Origin of the sequence: Fusobacterium varium, assembly GCA_021531615.1 — a bacterium.
In the GTDB taxonomy this organism is placed as follows: domain Bacteria; phylum Fusobacteriota; class Fusobacteriia; order Fusobacteriales; family Fusobacteriaceae; genus Fusobacterium_A; species Fusobacterium_A varium_C.
Genome location: JADYUE010000026.1, coordinates 1 through 19,345, shown reverse-complemented (window position 1 = coordinate 19,345; position 19,345 = coordinate 1). Strand labels below are relative to the sequence as shown.

The 19,345-nt window shown below is 28.7% G+C and carries 16 protein-coding genes and 7 tRNA genes; 17 read left to right on the top strand and 6 right to left on the bottom strand.

Features of this window, described 5'->3' with window-relative positions; all coding sequences use genetic code 11:
- Window positions 1-50: 50 nt before the first annotated feature.
- From topA to uvrB, 5 genes are read right to left on the bottom strand one after another with little or no spacing between them, the layout of a single operon-like run.
- The gene (gene topA, locus I6E31_08670) at window positions 51-2,300 is read right to left on the bottom strand and encodes a type I DNA topoisomerase (protein MCF2640038.1); all 2,250 of its coding nucleotides are present in this window, start codon (window positions 2,298-2,300) and stop codon (window positions 51-53) included.
- 48 nt (window positions 2,301-2,348) lie between these two features.
- Window positions 2,349-3,449 (bottom strand): DNA-protecting protein DprA, encoded by a 1,101-nt coding sequence (dprA, locus tag I6E31_08665; protein ID MCF2640037.1) that lies wholly within the window; start codon window positions 3,447-3,449, stop codon window positions 2,349-2,351.
- A gap of 18 nt (window positions 3,450-3,467) precedes the next feature.
- A complete protein-coding gene (locus I6E31_08660; GenBank protein ID MCF2640036.1) occupies window positions 3,468-4,118 on the bottom strand; it encodes a tetratricopeptide repeat protein in 651 nt (216 codons plus the stop codon).
- The gene (gene xseA / locus I6E31_08655; protein MCF2640035.1) at window positions 4,118-5,320 is read right to left on the bottom strand and encodes an exodeoxyribonuclease VII large subunit; all 1,203 of its coding nucleotides are present in this window, start codon (window positions 5,318-5,320) and stop codon (window positions 4,118-4,120) included. The genes I6E31_08660 and xseA overlap by 1 nt, the downstream gene beginning before the upstream one ends.
- A gap of 15 nt (window positions 5,321-5,335) precedes the next feature.
- A complete protein-coding gene (gene uvrB, locus I6E31_08650) occupies window positions 5,336-7,327 on the bottom strand; it encodes an excinuclease ABC subunit UvrB (GenBank protein MCF2640034.1) in 1,992 nt (663 codons plus the stop codon).
- Between the two features lie 161 nt (window positions 7,328-7,488).
- Here uvrB and I6E31_08645 point away from each other — a divergent pair, with 161 nt between their 5' ends.
- From I6E31_08645 to I6E31_08570, 16 genes are all read left to right on the top strand, one after another.
- Window positions 7,489-7,824, top strand: a complete 336-nt coding sequence (locus tag I6E31_08645) for a DUF2023 family protein (GenBank protein ID MCF2640033.1) — start codon at window positions 7,489-7,491, stop codon at window positions 7,822-7,824.
- A 118-nt stretch (window positions 7,825-7,942) separates the two neighbouring features.
- Window positions 7,943-10,054 carry a transpeptidase family protein gene (locus I6E31_08640; protein MCF2640032.1) on the top strand — a complete coding sequence of 704 codons (2,112 nt, stop codon included), beginning with the start codon at window positions 7,943-7,945 and terminating at the stop codon, window positions 10,052-10,054.
- Window positions 10,055-10,068: 14 nt separating this feature from the next.
- Window positions 10,069-12,399 (top strand): primosomal protein N', encoded by a 2,331-nt coding sequence (priA, locus tag I6E31_08635; protein MCF2640031.1) that lies wholly within the window; start codon window positions 10,069-10,071, stop codon window positions 12,397-12,399.
- Window positions 12,400-12,429: 30 nt separating this feature from the next.
- Window positions 12,430-12,951, top strand: a complete 522-nt coding sequence (gene def / locus I6E31_08630) for a peptide deformylase (GenBank protein MCF2640030.1) — start codon at window positions 12,430-12,432, stop codon at window positions 12,949-12,951.
- A gap of 9 nt (window positions 12,952-12,960) precedes the next feature.
- Window positions 12,961-13,236, top strand: coding sequence for a septum formation initiator family protein (locus I6E31_08625; protein ID MCF2640029.1), 276 nt, complete (start codon window positions 12,961-12,963; stop codon window positions 13,234-13,236).
- An 8-nt stretch (window positions 13,237-13,244) separates the two neighbouring features.
- Window positions 13,245-14,294, top strand: a complete 1,050-nt coding sequence (gene glpX / locus I6E31_08620; protein ID MCF2640028.1) for a class II fructose-bisphosphatase — start codon at window positions 13,245-13,247, stop codon at window positions 14,292-14,294.
- 115 nt (window positions 14,295-14,409) lie between these two features.
- Window positions 14,410-15,246: a YitT family protein gene (locus I6E31_08615; GenBank protein MCF2640027.1), complete on the top strand. Its 837-nt coding sequence runs from the start codon at window positions 14,410-14,412 to the stop codon at window positions 15,244-15,246.
- Between the two features lie 388 nt (window positions 15,247-15,634).
- The gene (locus tag I6E31_08610; GenBank protein MCF2640026.1) at window positions 15,635-16,123 is read left to right on the top strand and encodes a hypothetical protein; all 489 of its coding nucleotides are present in this window, start codon (window positions 15,635-15,637) and stop codon (window positions 16,121-16,123) included.
- Window positions 16,124-16,172: 49 nt separating this feature from the next.
- Window positions 16,173-16,248: transfer RNA gene (locus I6E31_08605), tRNA-Gly, on the top strand.
- A 7-nt stretch (window positions 16,249-16,255) separates the two neighbouring features.
- Window positions 16,256-16,331 (top strand) — tRNA-Lys (locus I6E31_08600).
- An 8-nt stretch (window positions 16,332-16,339) separates the two neighbouring features.
- Window positions 16,340-16,414 (top strand) — tRNA-Glu (locus tag I6E31_08595).
- Between the two features lie 7 nt (window positions 16,415-16,421).
- Window positions 16,422-16,497: transfer RNA gene (locus I6E31_08590), tRNA-Val, on the top strand.
- Between the two features lie 16 nt (window positions 16,498-16,513).
- Window positions 16,514-16,590, top strand: a tRNA-Asp gene (locus I6E31_08585).
- A 16-nt stretch (window positions 16,591-16,606) separates the two neighbouring features.
- Window positions 16,607-16,682: transfer RNA gene (locus tag I6E31_08580), tRNA-Thr, on the top strand.
- Window positions 16,683-16,703: 21 nt separating this feature from the next.
- Window positions 16,704-16,787: transfer RNA gene (locus tag I6E31_08575), tRNA-Leu, on the top strand.
- An 86-nt stretch (window positions 16,788-16,873) separates the two neighbouring features.
- Window positions 16,874-17,242 (top strand): hypothetical protein, encoded by a 369-nt coding sequence (locus I6E31_08570; GenBank protein ID MCF2640025.1) that lies wholly within the window; start codon window positions 16,874-16,876, stop codon window positions 17,240-17,242.
- A gap of 80 nt (window positions 17,243-17,322) precedes the next feature.
- Here I6E31_08570 and I6E31_08565 read toward each other — a convergent pair whose 3' ends face one another.
- Window positions 17,323-17,913, bottom strand: a complete 591-nt coding sequence (locus I6E31_08565; protein MCF2640024.1) for a sigma-70 family RNA polymerase sigma factor — start codon at window positions 17,911-17,913, stop codon at window positions 17,323-17,325.
- A 621-nt stretch (window positions 17,914-18,534) separates the two neighbouring features.
- Between I6E31_08565 and I6E31_08560 the strand changes: the two genes are divergently transcribed.
- On the top strand, window positions 18,535-19,345 hold an 811-nt coding region (locus tag I6E31_08560; protein ID MCF2640023.1), incomplete at its 3' end, for a helix-turn-helix domain-containing protein.

Genomic DNA, 19,345 nt, shown 5'->3' with positions numbered 1-19,345 from the left:
TTCTCCTTGTTTATAAATTCAAAGAGCTCACCCCTAGAGGTGAGTTCTTACTATTTCTCTATTTTTTTTATATTTTTACATTCTGGGTATCCTGTACAAGCTAGGAATTTTCCCCATCTTCCTCTACTAATTTTAAATGGACGTCCACATTTTTCACATTTACCTGCAGCTTTTAAGATTCTATCCTCTTCATCTTTTATCTTTTTAAGCTCTGTATTTATCTGCATTACTCCATTTTTTTCTTCAATCTTGTTATTAGCTAACATCTTTCTAATCTCTGGTGGTAGTGGCATTCTATCATTATCTTCTGAGAAGTTCTCACTCTCTAAATAGCTTCCAAATCTTCCTGTTTTTAGTAGATACTTTACTCCAGTTGAAGTTACAACATCTGTTTTCTTACCTTTTTTAGCTTTTACAAGCTCTTCAACCTTCTCCTTAACATAGATCTTTCCATTCTCTATCTCTTCTGCTGGTATCTCTATTCCTTTTAAAGATATTCTCTCTTTACATCCATCCTCTTCATTAGGACAAGCTAAGTATCTTCCAAATCTTCCTGTTTTTAAAATCATATTTCCCTTTCCACAAGAACAAGGAACATCTGATTCTATAATTCTTGACATCTCCTCTTCTACTTTTATCTTAAATTTATCTATATAATATTTTAGATCTTTGTAGAAAACTGAAAGTAGAGATATCCAATCCTTTTCTCCCTCTGCTACCTCATCCAACTCATTTTCAAGTTCAGCAGTAAATTTTATATTCATTATATTAGGGAAATTTTCATCTAACTTATTTTTAATCTCATAACCTAATGCTGTTGGAGTAAAACTTTTTCCTTCAAGAGCAACATACTCTCTTTTTTTCAAAGTTTCTATAATTGTTGCATATGTAGATGGTCTACCGATTCCCTCTGCTTCTAATTTTTTTACTAGAGAAGACTCAGTAAATCTTGAAGGTGGTTTAGTGTACTCCTCTTTTATCAACAGTTTTTCTAATTTTAATATATCTCCAACTTTGATATCTGGAAACTCTCCTAATGGAAGATCCTCTTCCTCTTTAAATACCTTATAATATCCATCAAAGATAATTTTATTGATAGTTCCTCTAAAAGAAAATTTATCATAGTTACACACAAGCTCAAATTGCTCATATTTCATTGGAGCTAATTGTGATATAACAAATCTCTCCCAAATAAGTTTATATAATTTTTGCTGATCTTTATCCAGAGCATTTTTTAAACTATCTGGAGTTAAATTTATATCTGTTGGTCTAATAGCTTCGTGAGCATCTTGAATTTTTTGTTTACTCTTACTTGTCTTTTTAACACCTAAATACTCTTTACCAAAGTTTTCAAGAATATAGTTTTTAGCCATTTCTACTGCATCATCTGATATTCTTGTAGAATCTGTTCTCATATATGTAATAAGCCCTTTATGAGTTCCTTCAATATCTATTCCCTCATAAAGCCCTTGAGCTATTCTCATAGTTTTTGATGCTGAGAATCCCAGATATGATGATGCTAATTGTTGTAAAGTACTTGTTTTTAATGGAAGTGGAGAATTTTTGCTCTTCTTTGAAACCTTAGCTTCAATCACTTCAAAATCTTTTTTCTCAACTTTCTTTATCTCTTCAACAATTTTTTCATCAGTAAGTTTATCAATCTTTTTATCTTCCACTTTATATAATGAAAGTTTTAACTTATTAGTAAACTCACCTTTTATCTCCCAAAATTTAACTGGAATAAATTTCTTTATCTCATCTTCAAGATCACATATTAATTTAAGTGCCACTGATTGAACTCTTCCTGCACTTGTATTTGATGATATGCTTTTCCAAAGTAGAGAACTTATTCCATATCCCACTAATCTATCTAAGATTCTTCTTGCTTGTTGTGCATTTACCTTATCCATATCAATTTTTCTAGGATGTGTTATCGAATCTTTAATAGCTGTTTCTGTTATCTCATTAAACTCTATTCTATTAGGATCATTTTCTGAAAGTTTTAGAGCATAAGCTATATGCCATGCTATTGCCTCTCCCTCTCTATCAGGGTCAGATGCCAAAAATACTTTATCTGATTTTTTAGCCATGTCTTTTAAATTTTTTATTACTTCCCCTTTTCCTTTTATAGTAGAATAAGAGGGTTTAAAATTATTATCTACATCTACCCCTAATTTACTTTTAGGCAGATCTCTAACATGCCCAAATGATGCTACTACATGAAAGTCCTTTCCAAGTATTTTTTCTATTGTCTTAGCCTTAGCTGGGGATTCAACTATTACTAAATTTTTCTTACCCAAAACTCTTCACCCCTATCTAACTTTTCATTACATTATATCATTTCCGTTTCATTTTACTAGAATTTGTGAAAAAAAGCAACAATCATTTACATATGCCTTTCGTCTATACTTCCCACCTGCCACACTTGCAACTAATTTTTTTAACTCTAAATCCATTAAGATTGCTAGTGCTTCTCCTGCTTTTATAGAGGTTTTCATTATTATCTCATCTAAAGTTAATTCTGTTTCTAAAACAGAGTATATTTTTTCCTCTTGAGGAGTTAAATCTATTTTTGCTTTTAGCTTTTCAATTTTTTTCCAATCATATTCAGCAAGGATATCTGCAACACTTGTTACCAATTTAGCTTGTGAATTTTTTATCAGATCATTGCACCCTTCTGACACTGGAGAAAATATATCTCCAGGAACAGCAAAAACTTCTCTTCCCTCTTCTAAAGCTATCTCAGCAGTTATTAAACTTCCTCCACTTTTTTTACTTTCAACTACTAAAATTCCCTTTGATATTCCTGCAATTATTCTATTTCTCATGGGAAAATTTCGTGCCATTGGCTCTGCTCCCAAAGGAAACTCACTTAAAATCAATCCATTCTTCCCTATAAGTTCCCATAGCACTTTATTTTCTCTAGGATAGATTATATCAAGTCCACTTCCTACTACTGCTATTGTTTTTCCATTTTTCTCTAAAGTTTTCTTATGACAGATACCATCAATACCTAAAGCTAAACCACTAGCTGTTACAATTCCATTTTCAACTAACTCTTGAGAAAATTTCTCACAAGCAACCCTTCCATAAGTAGTAGCTCTTCTTGTTCCAACTACTCCTATTATTCTTTTCTTTAAAAGAGTAATATCTCCCCTATAATATAAGAATACAGGTGGTTGTGCAATATTTTTTAAGTTTTCAGGATAGTCTGAACTTTTAAAACTTAAAATTTTAATATCTTTTTCACTTAATTTTTCTATCTCTTCTTGTAAATTCATATCCTTTGATTCAATTATCTTTAAATATTCTTCCTCTTTTATCTGAAAACTATTTATAAAAGTATATTTATCAAAATCAAAGATATCATCATAGTTCTCAAATCTTTCCATTAAATTCCGAATGACACAATCTCTAACCCCAGCCATTCTTAATTTATACCATTCCAAAAGATCAACCCCTAACTTTTATTTTATCTTACCATAAACCTTTGATAAAAGTTCTCTTAAAATTTTTGAATTTGGAAATACCCCTCTTCCTTGTTCCAATATATTTTTAGCCTCTGCATATCTATCAGTTGCCATATAGATATCACCTATTCCAGCATATACATACTCATCTTTATTATACCCTAAGTACTCTCTAAAATCACTTATAGCACTATCATAATTTTTTAAATTTCTATTGGCAATTCCTCTTCCTAAATATGCTTCGTAAAAGCTTGGATTCATATCTAAAACTTCATTATATCTTGAGATAGCCTCTTGATTTTTTCCTAAAAATCTTGCAGTTGTAGCAGCTCCAAAAAGATTTCTTATATCACTTTTATCCATAGCAAATATTTTTTCTGCTCTCTCAAGTTGATTCATTCTAAAATATTGATCTCCCAATTGAAATATTACATTGCTATTTCTATTTGTAGATTCAATATATTCATTCAATGCTTCTTCAAATTGAGCATTTAATTTTTTTAATCTATATCTATCTCTCTCTTTATCTAATTGAGCATCTATTTTTTTTAATTCTTCATTACGATACTCATATATTGGAGTGGCCTCTCCCATAACAAATATACTTGATAATAAAAATGTTACTACACTTAATGCTATTTTTTTCATTAATTTATCTCCTTTACTCTCCCTTTTATAATTCCATCTGTTACTTTAATCGCTATCTCATCCTCTATCTTTATATTTTTTACACTTTTTATAATCTCGTTATCCTTAGTTACGACACTATATCCTCTCTTTAATGTTTCTAAAGGATTTAAAGTTATTACCTTATGAACCCTTCTATCTAAACTATTTTTTATCTCATTTATCTTATACTGAAATGCTCTTTTTAATCTCTCCTCTCTATCTACTAACTCTTGGTTTTTATTCTCTAACTCTCTATAAAAATTTTTTATATAGTAACTATTTTCCCTTTTTTCTAGCTCTTTTTTCAAAACCTCAATTTGATTTTTTATCACTGAGTTTAAATATCTTTTTCTATCATCTAAAGTTTCAAGTACCTTTACTCTTTCAGGAACTGATAATTCTACTGCTTGAGTAGGCGTAGCTGCCCTAGCATCAGCAGTTAAATCACTTAAAAGATTATCTATCTCATGCCCTACTGCTGAAATTATAGGTTTTTTTGAGTTAAAAAAAGCTAAGGCTACATCTTTATCATTAAATGCCCATAGATCTTCTATACTTCCACCACCTCTTCCAGCAATAATCAGATCAATCTCTTCTATTTTATTTAAAGTTTTTATCCCTTTAATTATCTCTGCCTCTGCTCCCACTCCTTGTACTTTAGCTGGATAAGCATATATATTTATTGTATTATCTCTCTTTTTTACAGTTTTAATTATATCTTGCAATGCTGCTCCAGTATAAGCAGTTACCACCCCAATATTTTTAGGGTATTTAGGTAGTGGTTTTTTATGTTTCAGATCAAAATATCCTGCTTCTCCTAGTTCTTTTTTTAGTTGCTCTAATTTGATAAAAAGTTCTCCTAACTCATTCTTTTTTTCAATATGTCTTACTAATATTTGAAAATCTCCTCTATTTTCATAAAATCCCACATCTCCAAAAAGCTTTACTGAATCACCATCTTTTAGATCTTCAGCTATCCTTTTAAACTTATATTTAAATGCTACACATTTTATCTGAGCATCTCTATCTTTTAAATTAAAATACAGATGTCCACTTTTATAATAAGTTACCCCTGACAATTCCCCCTCTAAAAAAAACTCTCTCAAATCACTATTTTCCTCAAGGTAGTCTTTTACCTTTCTATTAAATTCACTTACTGTATATGTTCTCTCCTCAAACATCTATTTTTATTCTCCTTAAAATTCAAGTAACAAATTTTTTAATCTATTCATCTCATCTCTTTTAATTATTGCAGTTTCAAAATCTAGTTCTTTTGATAATTGAGCTATCTCTTTTTGTAACTTCAATATCTCTTTTTCTATATCTTTAACTGAAGTAAATAGTTTTTTCTCCTTACCTTGTTTTTCTTCTGGCAGTCCATAATCTAAGTTAATCAACTCTTCACTTATCTCTTTAATTATACTCTTAGGATCTATACCATTAATAACATTATACTCATTTTGAATCTTTCTTCTTCTAGCTGTTTTAGTAATAGCTTCCTGCATAGAATCTGTAATTACATCCCCATATAAAATTACTCTTCCCTCTACATTTCTTGCTGCTCTACCAATAGTTTGAACTAGAGATCTTCTACTTCTCAAGAATCCCTCTTTGTCAGCTTCTAAAATTGCTACTAAAGAAACCTCTGGTATATCAAGCCCCTCTCTTAAAAGGTTTATCCCTACTAAAACATCAAATTCACCTTTTCTCAATCCAGTTATTATCTCCACTCTCTCCAAAGTATCAATATCTGAGTGCATATATTTTACCCTTACACCTAGTTCTAAGTAGTATTCTGTTAACTCTTCAGCCATTTTTTTAGTCAATGTTGTAACTAATACTCTCTCTCTTTTTTCTACTCTTTTTCTTATCTCTTCTAATAGATCATCAACTTGATTACCAGTAGGTCTTACCTCTATTTCAGGATCAAGTATCCCTGTTGGTCTTATAAGTTGTTCAGCTATTATTCCACCTGAGCTTTCTATCTCAAAATCTCCTGGAGTTGCAGAAACAAAAACTGTTTGATGAGATAGGTCTCTAAACTCTTCAAACTTTAAAGGTCTGTTATCCAATGCAGCTTTTAATCTAAAACCATTATCTACTAAAGCTGTTTTTCTAGCTCTATCTCCATTATACATCCCTCTTATTTGAGGTATAGTTATGTGTGACTCATCTATAAAGATTAAGAAATCATCTGGAAAATATTCTAGCAAAGTATCTGGAGTCTCTCCAACTTTTTTTCCTGAAAGATATCTAGAATAGTTTTCTATCCCTTTGCAATATCCTATCTCTCTTATCATCTCTATATCATACTCTGTTCTTTGTTTCAATCTTTGAGCCTCTAAAAGTTTTCCCTTTTTTTCAAAAGCTTCAACTTCTATTTTCATATCCCTTTGAATCTCTTTTATAATTCTCTCATCATCACCATCTGCTGTTAAATATTGAGTTGCAGGATATATCATAATTCTCTCTATATTTTTTCTTATTTTTTGTCCAGTTAAAGTATTGATCTCTGAAATCTCTTCTAAATCATCACCCCAATACTCCAATCTATATCCAGTTTCCATATATGATGGGTAAATGTCAATTACATCACCTTTTATTCTAAACTTTCCTCTTTCAAAGGCTATATCATTTCTCTCATATCTGATACTTACTAATCTTTCTATCAACTCTTTTCTATCTATTCCAGTTTTTTTATCTATTGGTATAGTCATCTTTTTATATGTTTCAGCAGATCCCAATCCATATATAGCTGATACTGAGGCTACAATTATTACATCTCTTCTATTTATTAAAGCAGCAGTTGCAGCATGTCTCAATTTTTCTATCTCATCATTAATTGAAGAATCTTTCTCTATATATGTATCTGTAGTTGCTATATATGCTTCTGGCTGATAATAATCATAGTAGGATACAAAATATTCCACAGCATTCTCTGGAAAAAATTTCTTGTACTCTGCATATAGTTGTGCTGCCAATGTCTTATTAGGAGCTAAGATCAATGATGGTCTTTGAGTTTTTTCAATTACATTAGCTATTGTAAATGTTTTCCCTGAACCTGTAACTCCTAAAAGTACTTGATCCTTAACACCATTTTTTATATTCTCACTCAATTCTTTTATTGCTTCTGGCTGATCTCCAGTAGGAGTATATTTAGAATGTATTTTAAACATAACAACCTCCATTTATCTTTCCTATCTTTTTTATTATATCATAAAGATTCCTACTCTCTATATAAAATATATTTTCTTTTTATTTTGCTTTTCAAATAATTTTTATTAAAAATATATTGACTTTATTAAAAAGTTGTTTTATAATTCTCATAGAAAATATAGGAGGTAACATCATGGAGGTATTTATACATCATATTTATGAATATCAAAAAGGAATTAGAAATCTGATTTTACATACAACAGAAAAAGAAAATATTGAGTTTATACAAAATAAATTAAATGCTGAAAATATTAGTTTTATTATTTACCCATTAGGCTGCAATAGAATAAATGTTTTCTTTGGAGCAAAAGAGTGTGTTGAAGTAATTAAAAATATAAATAAACCATCTTTAACAACTTATACTCCTGAAGAAGATTTTATTTTAGGAATTATGTTGGGATATGATAGAAGAAGACAGTGTGAAAGATTTTTAAAATTTAAAGAGAGAGAAAAAATAAAAATAGCTTAACTAATAGAAGGAATTATAAGTTCCTTCTATTTTTATTTTTCTCTATAAAAATTTTATAACAAGATTTCTGTTTTTTTGATATAATTGTAAGGTAAAGGAATTTCATAGGAGGAGCAGTGTGTTAAAAAATTTTAAAATTCTAATTTTACTTTTAAATTTTATTGGAATAGGGGTTTCTATTTATTATAAACTTTTTAAACTGACAACTTTAGCAATAATATTGCTTATTTATTTTATATATATATTTATTGATAGAAAAGAGATGAAAACTAAAAATAATTTTAATAAAAGAGCTATGATCTCATATAATATAATTCTTTTTTGTTTTATGTTGATCTTTTTTAGACTTATACAAGTTCAAATATTTGACCATGATTTTTACTTGGAAAAAGCAAGAAAACAAACAATTACAAGTAATAAAAATTCTGGAAATAGAGGTAGCATTTTTGATGCAAATGGAAAAAGTTTAGCCTTTAATAAAAATATATATGATTTAGGAATTGATCCTGCAAGAGCTTATGAAAATCCTGATATCGTAGTAGCTCTTAAAGAGATAATTGCTAAACCATTTATCAAATTAAATGAGAAAAAATTTCTTACTGAATTGAAACAAGCTAGTGAAAATGAAAAAAAATATAAATTAATTAGTAGAAATTTAAGTGAAAACGAAAGAGCAGAAATAGAGGAGATCTTAAATAAATATAAATTAAATAAAAGGGAGTTTATTTTTGATAGAAATATTGAAAGAACTTATTACAAAAAAGATATATACAATGATTTAATAGGACTTATAGGTTATACAGCAAACTTTCAACATGAAAAAGAGGGAATTTTTGGAATAGAAAAGCAATATGAAGATTATCTAAAGGAAAAAACTATTCTTAGAGAAAGACCTTATGCACAAAATAGAAGGTTACGTCTACCTACTTCTAATGATGAGATTAGAATAAATCTCAATGGAAAAAATGTGTTTATGACAATTGATAATGATCTCCAATTTATTTTAAATGATGAGGTTAAGAAAAAATTTATCTCTTCTAGTTCTGAAGAAGCTTATGGAATAATTATGGATCCTAATAATGGTAAGATTTTAGCAACTGCTGCTTTTACTAGAAAAAAAAGAGCCTTAAGAAATCCTATATTTCAAAACCAATTTGAGCCAGGTTCTACTTTTAAACCTATAATTGTAGCTTCTGCTTTAAATGAAGGTTTAATAAAAAGGAGCAGCAAATTTGATGTTAAAGATGGAACTATCAAAAAATATAGACATACTATTAGAGAAAGTTCTAGAAGTACTAAGGGAGTTTTGACAACTGACGAGGTTTTAAAAAAATCTAGTAATGTTGGAATGGTACTTATTGGTGATACTTTCACTGATGAAACTTTTGAAAAGTATCTAAAAGCTTTTGGATTGTATGATAGAACAGGAGTTGACTTTCCTGCTGAAATAAAACCTTATACTACTCCATATAGAAAATGGGATAAACTTAAAAAAAGCACAATGTCTTTTGGACAAGGAATTGTAGTTAGTCCTATTCAACTTGCTACTGCTTTTTCTGCTGTTATTAATGGTGGAACTTTATATAAACCATATCTTGTAGAAAAAATAACTGATGAAAATAATATTGTTATTAGGAGAAATCTTCCTACTCCTATTAGACAAGTTATCTCGCCTGAAATATCAGCTAATATGAGAGAGATATTAGAAAGTGTTGTTAGTGATGGAACTGCAAAAAAAGGTATTGTTGAGGGATATCGTGTAGGAGGTAAAACTGGTACTGCTCAATTAAGTACTCGTGGAGGATATATAAGACATGAATATCTAGCTTCATTTATAGGATTTTTCCCTGCTGACAAACCACAGTATCTAGTTTTAGTAATGTTTATGAAACCACAAGGGGAGACTATTTTTGAAAAATTTGGTGGTGCTACTGCTGCTCCTGTTTTTGGTGAAATTGTTAAGAGAATAACTAAAAATAAAAATATACTCTCTCAAAATGTATCTAAAATTAGTGAAACTACTGAGATTGAAACTCTTAATAGAAATACAGATATATTAACTGTTGAGATGCCAGATTTAAAAGGATTAAGTCCTAAAGATGTAATATATATATTTAAAGATACAAATATTGATGTTAAAATATCTGGTAAAGGGCTTGTTGATTCTCAAAAACCAGTAGCTGGAACACCTTTAGAAAACATCAAACAAATAGAGGTTATTTTAAAATAGGAAAGGAGGCTTCTATGAGATATTATAAGATTTTTGTAGATAATACTTCTGGACTTTTCACCTACTCTGATGAAAATTCACAGTATGAAATAGGAGATAGAGTCAAGGTTTCCTTTCGTAATAGAGAACGTTCTGGTATAATTATATGTGAAGATAAGCCAGAGAATATTGATTTTAAAGTTCTTCCTATACTTGAAAAACTTGATAATGAAATTCAACTTTCTAAAAATTATATAAAACTTTTAATATGGATAAAAAAATATTACTTAACATCTTTTGAGCAAGTTTTTACTGCTGCTCTTCCATCAGATTTAAAAGTTAAATATAATACTTACTACTATTTTTCAGATATAGAAAATATCTTTTCTGAAAAAATTTATACTAAATATTCTGAAAAAGTGATAGATTTTATTAGAAAAAAATTAACTGTTTCACGTGGTACTTTAAATGGACACTTTACAAGTGCTATAATTAAAGAGATGCTAAAAAATGAGATATTATTAAATATCAATGAAAAAAATATAGGTTTAAATTATTGGTATGATATAAATTATATAGAGAATCCAAAATTTTTAGAGGTAATAGAGTATTTTAAAAAGAGAGAGGCTTTTCCTAAAAGTAGTTTAGAAAACAGTTTCTCTAAAATTGAATTGGAAAAATTAATAAAAGATGGTGTTTTTTCTGTAAAGAAAGTTTTAAAAGAAAAAGAGGGAGAGAAGGAAATAAAAATATTTTCAAATACTCTTAATGAAAATAGTATAACTTTGACTCCTGAACAACTAAAAGCTAAAGATACAATTATTACTGGAGAAAATAGATTTTATCTACTTAAAGGAGTTACAGGTTCTGGAAAAACAGAGGTCTACCTTGAACTAATAAAAGAGGCTTTTAAAAAGGGGAAGGGAAGTATATTTTTAGTTCCTGAAATATCTCTAACTCCTCAAATGGTAGAAAGATTTAAAAGTGAATTTAAAGAGAGTATAGCAATACTTCATAGTAAACTATCTCCTAAAGAGAGAGCTGATGAGTGGTTCTCTATATACTCTGGTGCTAAAAAAATTGTTTTAGGAGTAAGATCTGCTATTCTTGCTCCTGTTCAAAATTTACAATATATTATATTGGATGAAGAACATGAAAACACCTACAAACAAGATAATAATCCAAGATATAATGCTAAATATGTAGCTATAAAGAGAGCTGAGCTTGAAGATGCTAAACTGATTTTAGGTTCTGCAACTCCATCTGTTGAAAGTTATTACTATGCTAAGAAAAATATTTTTACATTGATTGAAATGAACTCTCGTTATAATAATATTCAACTACCAGAAATAGAAATAATAGATATGAAAAAAGAGGATGATCTATTTTTTAGTAAAAAACTCCTTGATGAGATAAAATTAAATCTCTTAAAGGGAGAACAAGTAATGTTACTTTTAAACAGAAAGGGATACTCTACATATATTCAGTGTAAAGATTGTGGGCATGTAGAAGAGTGTTCTCATTGTTCTATAAAAAGCAGTTTTTATGCTAGCCAAAATGTGTTAAAATGTAATTATTGTGGAAGAGTAAAAAAATACACTGGACATTGTAGTAAATGTGGAAGCACTAATCTTATTCATAGTGGAAAAGGAGTAGAGAGAATAGAGGAAGAGGTAAAAAAATACTTCCCTTCTGCCAATGTTATTCGTGTAGATTCTGAAAGTAGTAAGAATAAAGAATTCTTTGAAAAAATGTATTTTGACTTTTTAGATAAAAAATATGATATAATGATAGGTACACAGATGATATCAAAGGGATTACATTTTCCAAATGTTACCCTTGTAGGAGTTATCAATGCTGATACTACCTTAAACTTTCCAGACTTTCGTGCTGGTGAAAAGACATTTCAACTTGTCACTCAAGTAGCTGGTAGAGCTGGTAGAGGTGATAAAAAAGGTAGAGTTATTGTTCAAACTTATCAACCAGAACACTATACTTTTAACAAAATAGAAACAAATGATTATGAAGGATTTTATAATGAAGAAATATCTAATCGTGAACTTTTAGAGTATCCACCATTTTCTAAAACAATCAACATTGGAATATCATCAAAGTTTGAAAAAGAGTTAGAAAAATTTGTAAATGAGTTTTTTGATGATATAGTTGATGATAATGTAGAGATGTTTGGACCTATGAAAAGTTTAGTTTATAGAGTTAAAGATAGATTTAGATATAATATTTTCATTAAAGGAGATAGAAAAAATATTTCTATTTTCAAAAAAACACTTGAAAAGAAATTAGAAAAATATCATTCTCAATCAAAATTTAGAATTGTAATAGATGTTGATCCAATAAATTTAATATAAATTTTAATATAATATATAGAGGTGAAAGTAGTGATTTATGAATTAAAAAAATATGGAGATCCTATACTTAGAGAAAAAAGTACAGAAGTAGAGGTAATTGATGAAAAAATTCAAGAGATTTTAGATAACATGGTTGAAACTATGTATGAAACAAAGGGAGTTGGACTTGCAGCTCCTCAAGTAGGTCTTAATAAAAGAATGTTTGTTGCTGATTGGAGTGGAGAAGGAGAAGCTTTAAGAAAAGTTATCAATCCTGTTATAACTCCACTTACAGAAGAACTTATAGATTGGGAAGAGGGATGTTTAAGTGTTCCTGGTATCTATAAAAAAGTAGAAAGACCTAAAAAAGTAAGAATAGAATACCTAAATGAAAAAGGAGAAAAAGTTGTTGAAGAACTTGAAGGTTTTCCAGCTATTGTTGTACAACATGAATTTGACCACCTTGAAGCAATTCTATTTGTAGATAAAATCTCTCCAATGGCTAAAAGAATGATTAGTAAAAAACTTCAAGCTTTAAAGAAAGAAACTTTAAAATCTCTTACAGAGGAATAGGAAAATCTTATGAACAAGAGCAAAATATTTTGTATAGTTATATTATTAGGTGTTTTTTATCTATTTTTACCACAAATTTATAGAAGTTATGTAAAAATAAATAAATTAAACAATGAAAAAAAAATGATATTAGAAAAAATTCAGTTGGAGAAAAATAGGATTGAGGAGTATAATAATTCTATAAGTGCTCTTGAAAATGATTTTAAAAGGGAACAAATTTCTCGTGACAGACTTCAAATGGTAAAAGAGGGCGAAGAAATCTATAGATTAATAAATCAAAAGTAGGAGGAAAAATGAAAAGAGAATTAGCACTTGAATTTGCTAGAGTAACTGAGGCTGCAGCATTAGCAGCTTACAAATGGGTTGGAAGAGGAAATAAGGAAGCAGCAGATCAAGCAGCAGTTGATGCTATGAGAACTATGCTTAACAGAGTAGCTATTGATGGTGAAATTGTTATTGGAGAGGGAGAGATAGATGAAGCTCCTATGCTATATATAGGGGAAAAAGTTGGTAAAGCTTACTATAAATGCGAAGAAGAAGGAGAACCTGAAGATGACTACTGCTCTCCAGTTGATATAGCTGTTGACCCAGTAGAGGGAACTAGAATGACTGCACAAGGACAAGCTAATGCTATTACAGTACTTGCTGTTGCAAATAAAGGAAGTTTCTTAAAAGCTCCTGATATGTACATGGAAAAACTAATTGTTGGTCCTGAAGCAAAAGGAGTTATTGACTTAGAAAAACCACTTATGGAAAATATCCACAATGTAGCTAAAGCTTTAAATAAAGATTTAACTGATCTTATGATTGTTATTCTTGACAAACCAAGACATTCACAAATTATTAAAGATCTTCAAAACCTAGGAATAAAAATTTATGCTCTCCCTGATGGTGACGTTGCAGGTTCAATACTAACTTGTATTATTGATTCTGATGTAGATATGCTTTATGGTATTGGAGGAGCTCCTGAAGGAGTTATCTCTGCTGCTGTTATCAGAGCTCTTGGTGGAGATATGAATGCAAGACTTAAACTAAGAAGCGAAGTTAAAGGTGTTACTTTAGAAAATGATAAAATCTCTACATTTGAAAAAAGAAGATGTGAAGAGATGGGACTTAATGTTGGAGAAGTTCTAAGAATGGATGATCTTGTTAAAGATGATGAGGTTATCTTCTCTGCTACTGGTATAACTGGTGGAGATCTTTTAGAAGGAATTAAAAGAAAAGGAAGTATAGCTAGAACTCAAACTCTTGTTGTAAGAGGAAAAAGTAAAACAGTTAGATATATAAATTCTGTTCATAACTTAGATTTCAAAGATGATAAAATTACTCATCTTGTTAAATAATAATCTATAAAACAATAAAATATTAAAAACTCTCTTGATTAATTGAGAAAAATAATGTAATAATTATTTATAGTCAAGGGAGTTTTTTTATTTTTTTAGTAAAGGAGAATGATATATGAAAAACTTTTTATTTATCATCTTAGGAAATCTAATCTTTGCTCTTGGAATAGCCACTTTTGTAATACCAAATGGTTTAATTATGGGAGGAAGTACTGGACTTGCTCTCTCAGTTCAACATTTTTTAGGAATTGATATAGCTATCACTGTTGCTGTTATCAACATTGTCACTTTTTTAGCTGGATTATTTATTTTAGGTAAAAAATTTGCAGCTACTACTTTAATCAGTACTTTTATTTTTCCATTTTTTCTTAATTATTTTAAAGATATTGAAAAATTAAAACACATTACTTCTGATACTTTATTGTCTGCTATTTTTGCTGCTTTATTAGTTGGAGCTGGAGTAGGAATTGTTTTAAGAGTAGGTGCCTCTACTGGTGGGCTTGATATTCCTGCTATTATTTTAAATAAGAAGAGAGGTGTTCCTATAGCTATTATTCTTTATGCTATTGATGTTTCAATTCTTCTATCTCAAATGATCTTCTCCAATATAGAACAGATCTTATATGGAATTATTATAGTTTTAATTACAACTATGGTTATTAACAAAGTTATTGTCTATGGAAAAAATGATTTTATGGTTACGATAATTAGTGAAAAATATTTAGAGATCAGTGAAAATATTCACAGTAAAATTGATAGAGGAACTACTTTTATAGATATTCAAACAGGTTATAAAAAGAATAATCAACAAGCTGTTATGAGTGTTATTTCAAAAAGAGAGTTGCACTCTTTAAATAAATTAGTACAAGAGATTGATCCTAAGGCTTTTATTATCATCAATCAAGTAAATCAAGTTAAAGGAAGAGGATTCTCTTTAGATAAACATATATAAATAAAACTATAATTTATCTAACTAAGCTAGGTTCTCTAATATATCATTAGTTTTACAGCAAAGTACCTTTGCATTAGCGACTATTAGTCAATTTTAGTTATCTATATTTCTTTTTTAACATCAATTTGACTCCATGTCAGTAAATAAAGAATCCCTATGGCTCATTCCGTTGAAAATGCAAAACTCACTCGCAAGCTCGCTCAAACACGTTGCATTTTCTTAACTGCATTTCGCTGAGGGCTTCTAATATTCACTTCCAAATTACGTCAACTTGATGTTAGAGATAATAATATTTTTACTTTAATTATTAGGATTATAAATTATAGTTTATTCTAAATTTATTTATGCTATAATATATTCAAATAAATATTTTAAGGAGATTGAATATATGTTATTTTATGAAGATTTTGTAAAAAAAATTGATTCAACAGATAAAATTCAATTAAAAAAAATTGAAAATTTTTCTGTTGAAATAAAAAAACTTGTCAGTGGACTTGGAATTGGAGTTCCTCTTATTCTTATAGGATTGCTTCAAGCTTATCTATCAAAGGGAGATGAGTTAAAAATTCTTCCAAGTATCCTTGCACTTATTTTTATCTTTTTGGGACTAAAACAACTAAAAACAACTTTATTTTATAGAATTTCAGTTGATACTGAAAATAAAACTTTAGTTGGAGAAAAATTAGTTCTTGATCTAAATGTTGTTGAGTCTTGTACTTTAAAAGAAGCTAAACTTGGAAAAAACTTACAAGTTATATTAGATGTAATTACCACTAATAGGAGACAAATTATTATTCCTCTATATATGAAAAACAAGGAAAGATTTGTTTTAGTTATGAAAGAAATATTAAAGGAAAAATTTTTTATAAAAAAATAAAAAAAATATTTGACAAGTTTTATACTTTATGATATTATAATTCTTGTCCGCGGGAATAGCTCAGTTGGTAGAGCGTCAGCCTTCCAAGCTGAATGTCGCGAGTTCGAACCTCGTTTCCCGCTCCAGACACGAGCGCCATTAGCTCAGTTGGTAGAGCATCTGACTCTTAATCAGGTGGTCACAGGTTCGAATCCTGTATGACGCACCATTTACTTTGCCCCGTTCGTTCAGTGGTAAGGACATCAGATTTTCACTCTGGAAACAGGGGTTCGATTCCCCTACGGGGTACCACTCCAAAGGTCGCATAGCTCAGTTGGGAGAGCACCTGCCTTACAAGCAGGGGGTCACAGGTTCAAGTCCTGTTGTGACCACCATATAGTTATTAATAGTGGGGGCGTAGCTCAGTTGGTTAGAGCGCCTGCCTGTCACGCAGGAGGTCGCGAGTTCGACCCTCGTCGCTCCCGCCATTATTATAAATCAAGTGCCGCTTTAGCTCATCTGGTAGAGCAACTGACTTGTAATCAGTAGGTGATTGGTTCGATTCCGATAAGCGGCACCATTTAAAAATTTAATTATTTATGCGAGGATGGCGGAATTGGCAGACGCGCTAGACTTAGGATCTAGTGTCCCAGACGTGAGAGTTCAAGTCTCTCTCTTCGCACCAATAAGAAAATAACTTTTTTAGAATAGATTTTGTAATTACAAAATCTATTTTTTTAGTTTTATGTGATTAAAACTTTTGGGGGCTTTATGAAAAAAATAATAATTATTCTATCCCTTATCTTTTCTTTTTATTGCAATATTTTTGCTGAAAACGAAGAGTTAATTGAAGGTGGAATTGTAAAATATGATCATCATACTCATATAGTGGGAATATATAAAACTCCACAAGAAGCAGCAAATATTTTTAACAATCGTTCAAAACATTTTTTATTAACATATAAAAAGGTTAAAAATATTTTATTCTATTGTCAAGATCAAAAAACAGAAGTTAATATTTTTGTAAAAAAGAATAGAGAAGATATATATTGCTTTGTTATGATAGAGGGAAATAAAGTGATTTATGCTAGTGAAATTCCAGAAGATGATTGTTCTATTGTAAAAAAATTTTTAAAATAATAAAAAAGATAAGAGGCATACTTAAAAGAGATGAGAAATTTTTCTTATTTCTTTTAAATATGCCTCATTTTTAGTATTTCCTATTCTTTGTCATATTCTTCTAAAAATTTATTTAGTTTTTTCTTTATTCTTTGAATACTATTATCTATTGATTTAGGTGTTCTTCCTGTTTTTTCAGCTATCTCTGTATATGTCATTTCAGCTAACATATATTCAAAAACCTCATTTTCCATTTTACTAAGATTAGTTTTTAAATATCTATTTAACTCTCTAAATCTCTCCTTCCCCATTACAATCTCTTCTGGATTATAAAAATTAAAAGATTTATTAGAATAACTAATATTTGAAGTATCCTCTGTTTCAGGATTTATCATTGCCATATTCAAAATTCTATTTTTTCCTGCATTAGAACTTTTTATAGCTGTTATTATTTGACGTTTTATACATAAAATAGCAAATGTTGTAAAAGATGCTGTTTTATTCTCATCATAACCATTTATAGCTTTTAGCAAACCAATCATAGCCTCTTGAATAACATCCTCTCTATCTCCACCATAGAAAAAATAATTTTTAGTTCTCATCTGAATAATATTCTTAAATTTAGAGAATATCTCTTGTATTGCCATTTCATTTCCTTGTTGTGCACTTTTTATTGTTTGGGAACTTACCATCTCACCCTCCTTAAACAAATATCATTTATAAAAATCAAAAAGTAGATTTTTTTAATATTCGTAAATAAACTATTATTTCTTTATATGTTAATTATAACAGTTATTTCTATTATCTCCAAAGGTAAAAAAATAATAAAATCCTTAAAATAACGATATTTTCTCACCAAACCTTTATAACAGTTGACTTTTAGTTAAATTCCAGTGTTTTAAATTTTTTTCTTATTTTTCTTCTTATGAAACAGTATGAACCTGTTTACTACCTTATATATCTCTTATTTTTTGTAATAAAGTGATAAAATTATATTTTTTAATAAAAATTTAAGCATTTTTTATTACATTTTAACGCAAACTTTCAATATTTTAAAAATACTTAACTAACTTTAAAAATAATTTTCTTTTTTTGAAAACTATTTTTGTAAATATTTTATTTTTTTAATTTGTAAAATATAGTTTATAGCTTATTTCTTAAAAATATTGTATAATCTAAAGGAAGATTTCTAATATTAGGAGGGTCAAAACCGTTATTAAAAATATATAAATTTATATAATAATATCTAAACAGTTTATAGTTTGTTATACAATACTAATTAAAGTAAAAAATAATTAAGGAGTTATTAAAAAATGATACTTACAAAGAAAGTTAGACTTTATCCAACTAAAGAGCAAGAACAAAAATTGTGGCAATCTGTAAGAACTGCTAGGTTTATCTATAATTATACTCTTGCGAAACAGGAAGAAAATTATAGAAATGGTGGTAAATTTATTAGCGATGGAATTATCAGAAAAGAATTAACTCAATTAAAGAGATTAGAACTAACTTGGTTAAATGAAGTATCAAATAATGTTACTAAACAAGCTGTAAAAGACGCTTGTAATGCCTATAAAAATTTTTTTAAAGGTTTAGCTAATAAGCCAAAATTTAAGAGTAAAAAGAAAAGTAAACCTAGTTTTTATAATGATCCTATAAAATTAAAAGTTAAAGAGAAAAAAGTATTAATTGAAAAAGTAGGTTGGATAAAAACAAACGAACAAATACCAAGGGATGTTAAATATAACAATCCTAGAATTACTTATGATAATAAATATTGGTATATATCTGTTGGAATAGAAGTTGATAAAAAACAAGAAGAATTAACAGATATTTCATTAGGTATAGATTTAGGATTAAAAGATTTGGCTATTTGTTCAGATGGAAAAGTTTTTAAAAATATTAATAAAACTAAAAAAGTTAAAAAATTAGAAAAAAGATTAAAGCAGAAACAAAGACAAATAAGTAGAAAATATGAGATGAATAAAATTAAAAAAGAAGGGGGTGGAAGTTGCCAATTTATAAAAACTAAAAATATAGAAAAATTAGAGGAAACGACAAAACTAATACATAGGAAATTAACAAATATTAGAAATAACTATCTTCATCAAGTTACAACAAGTA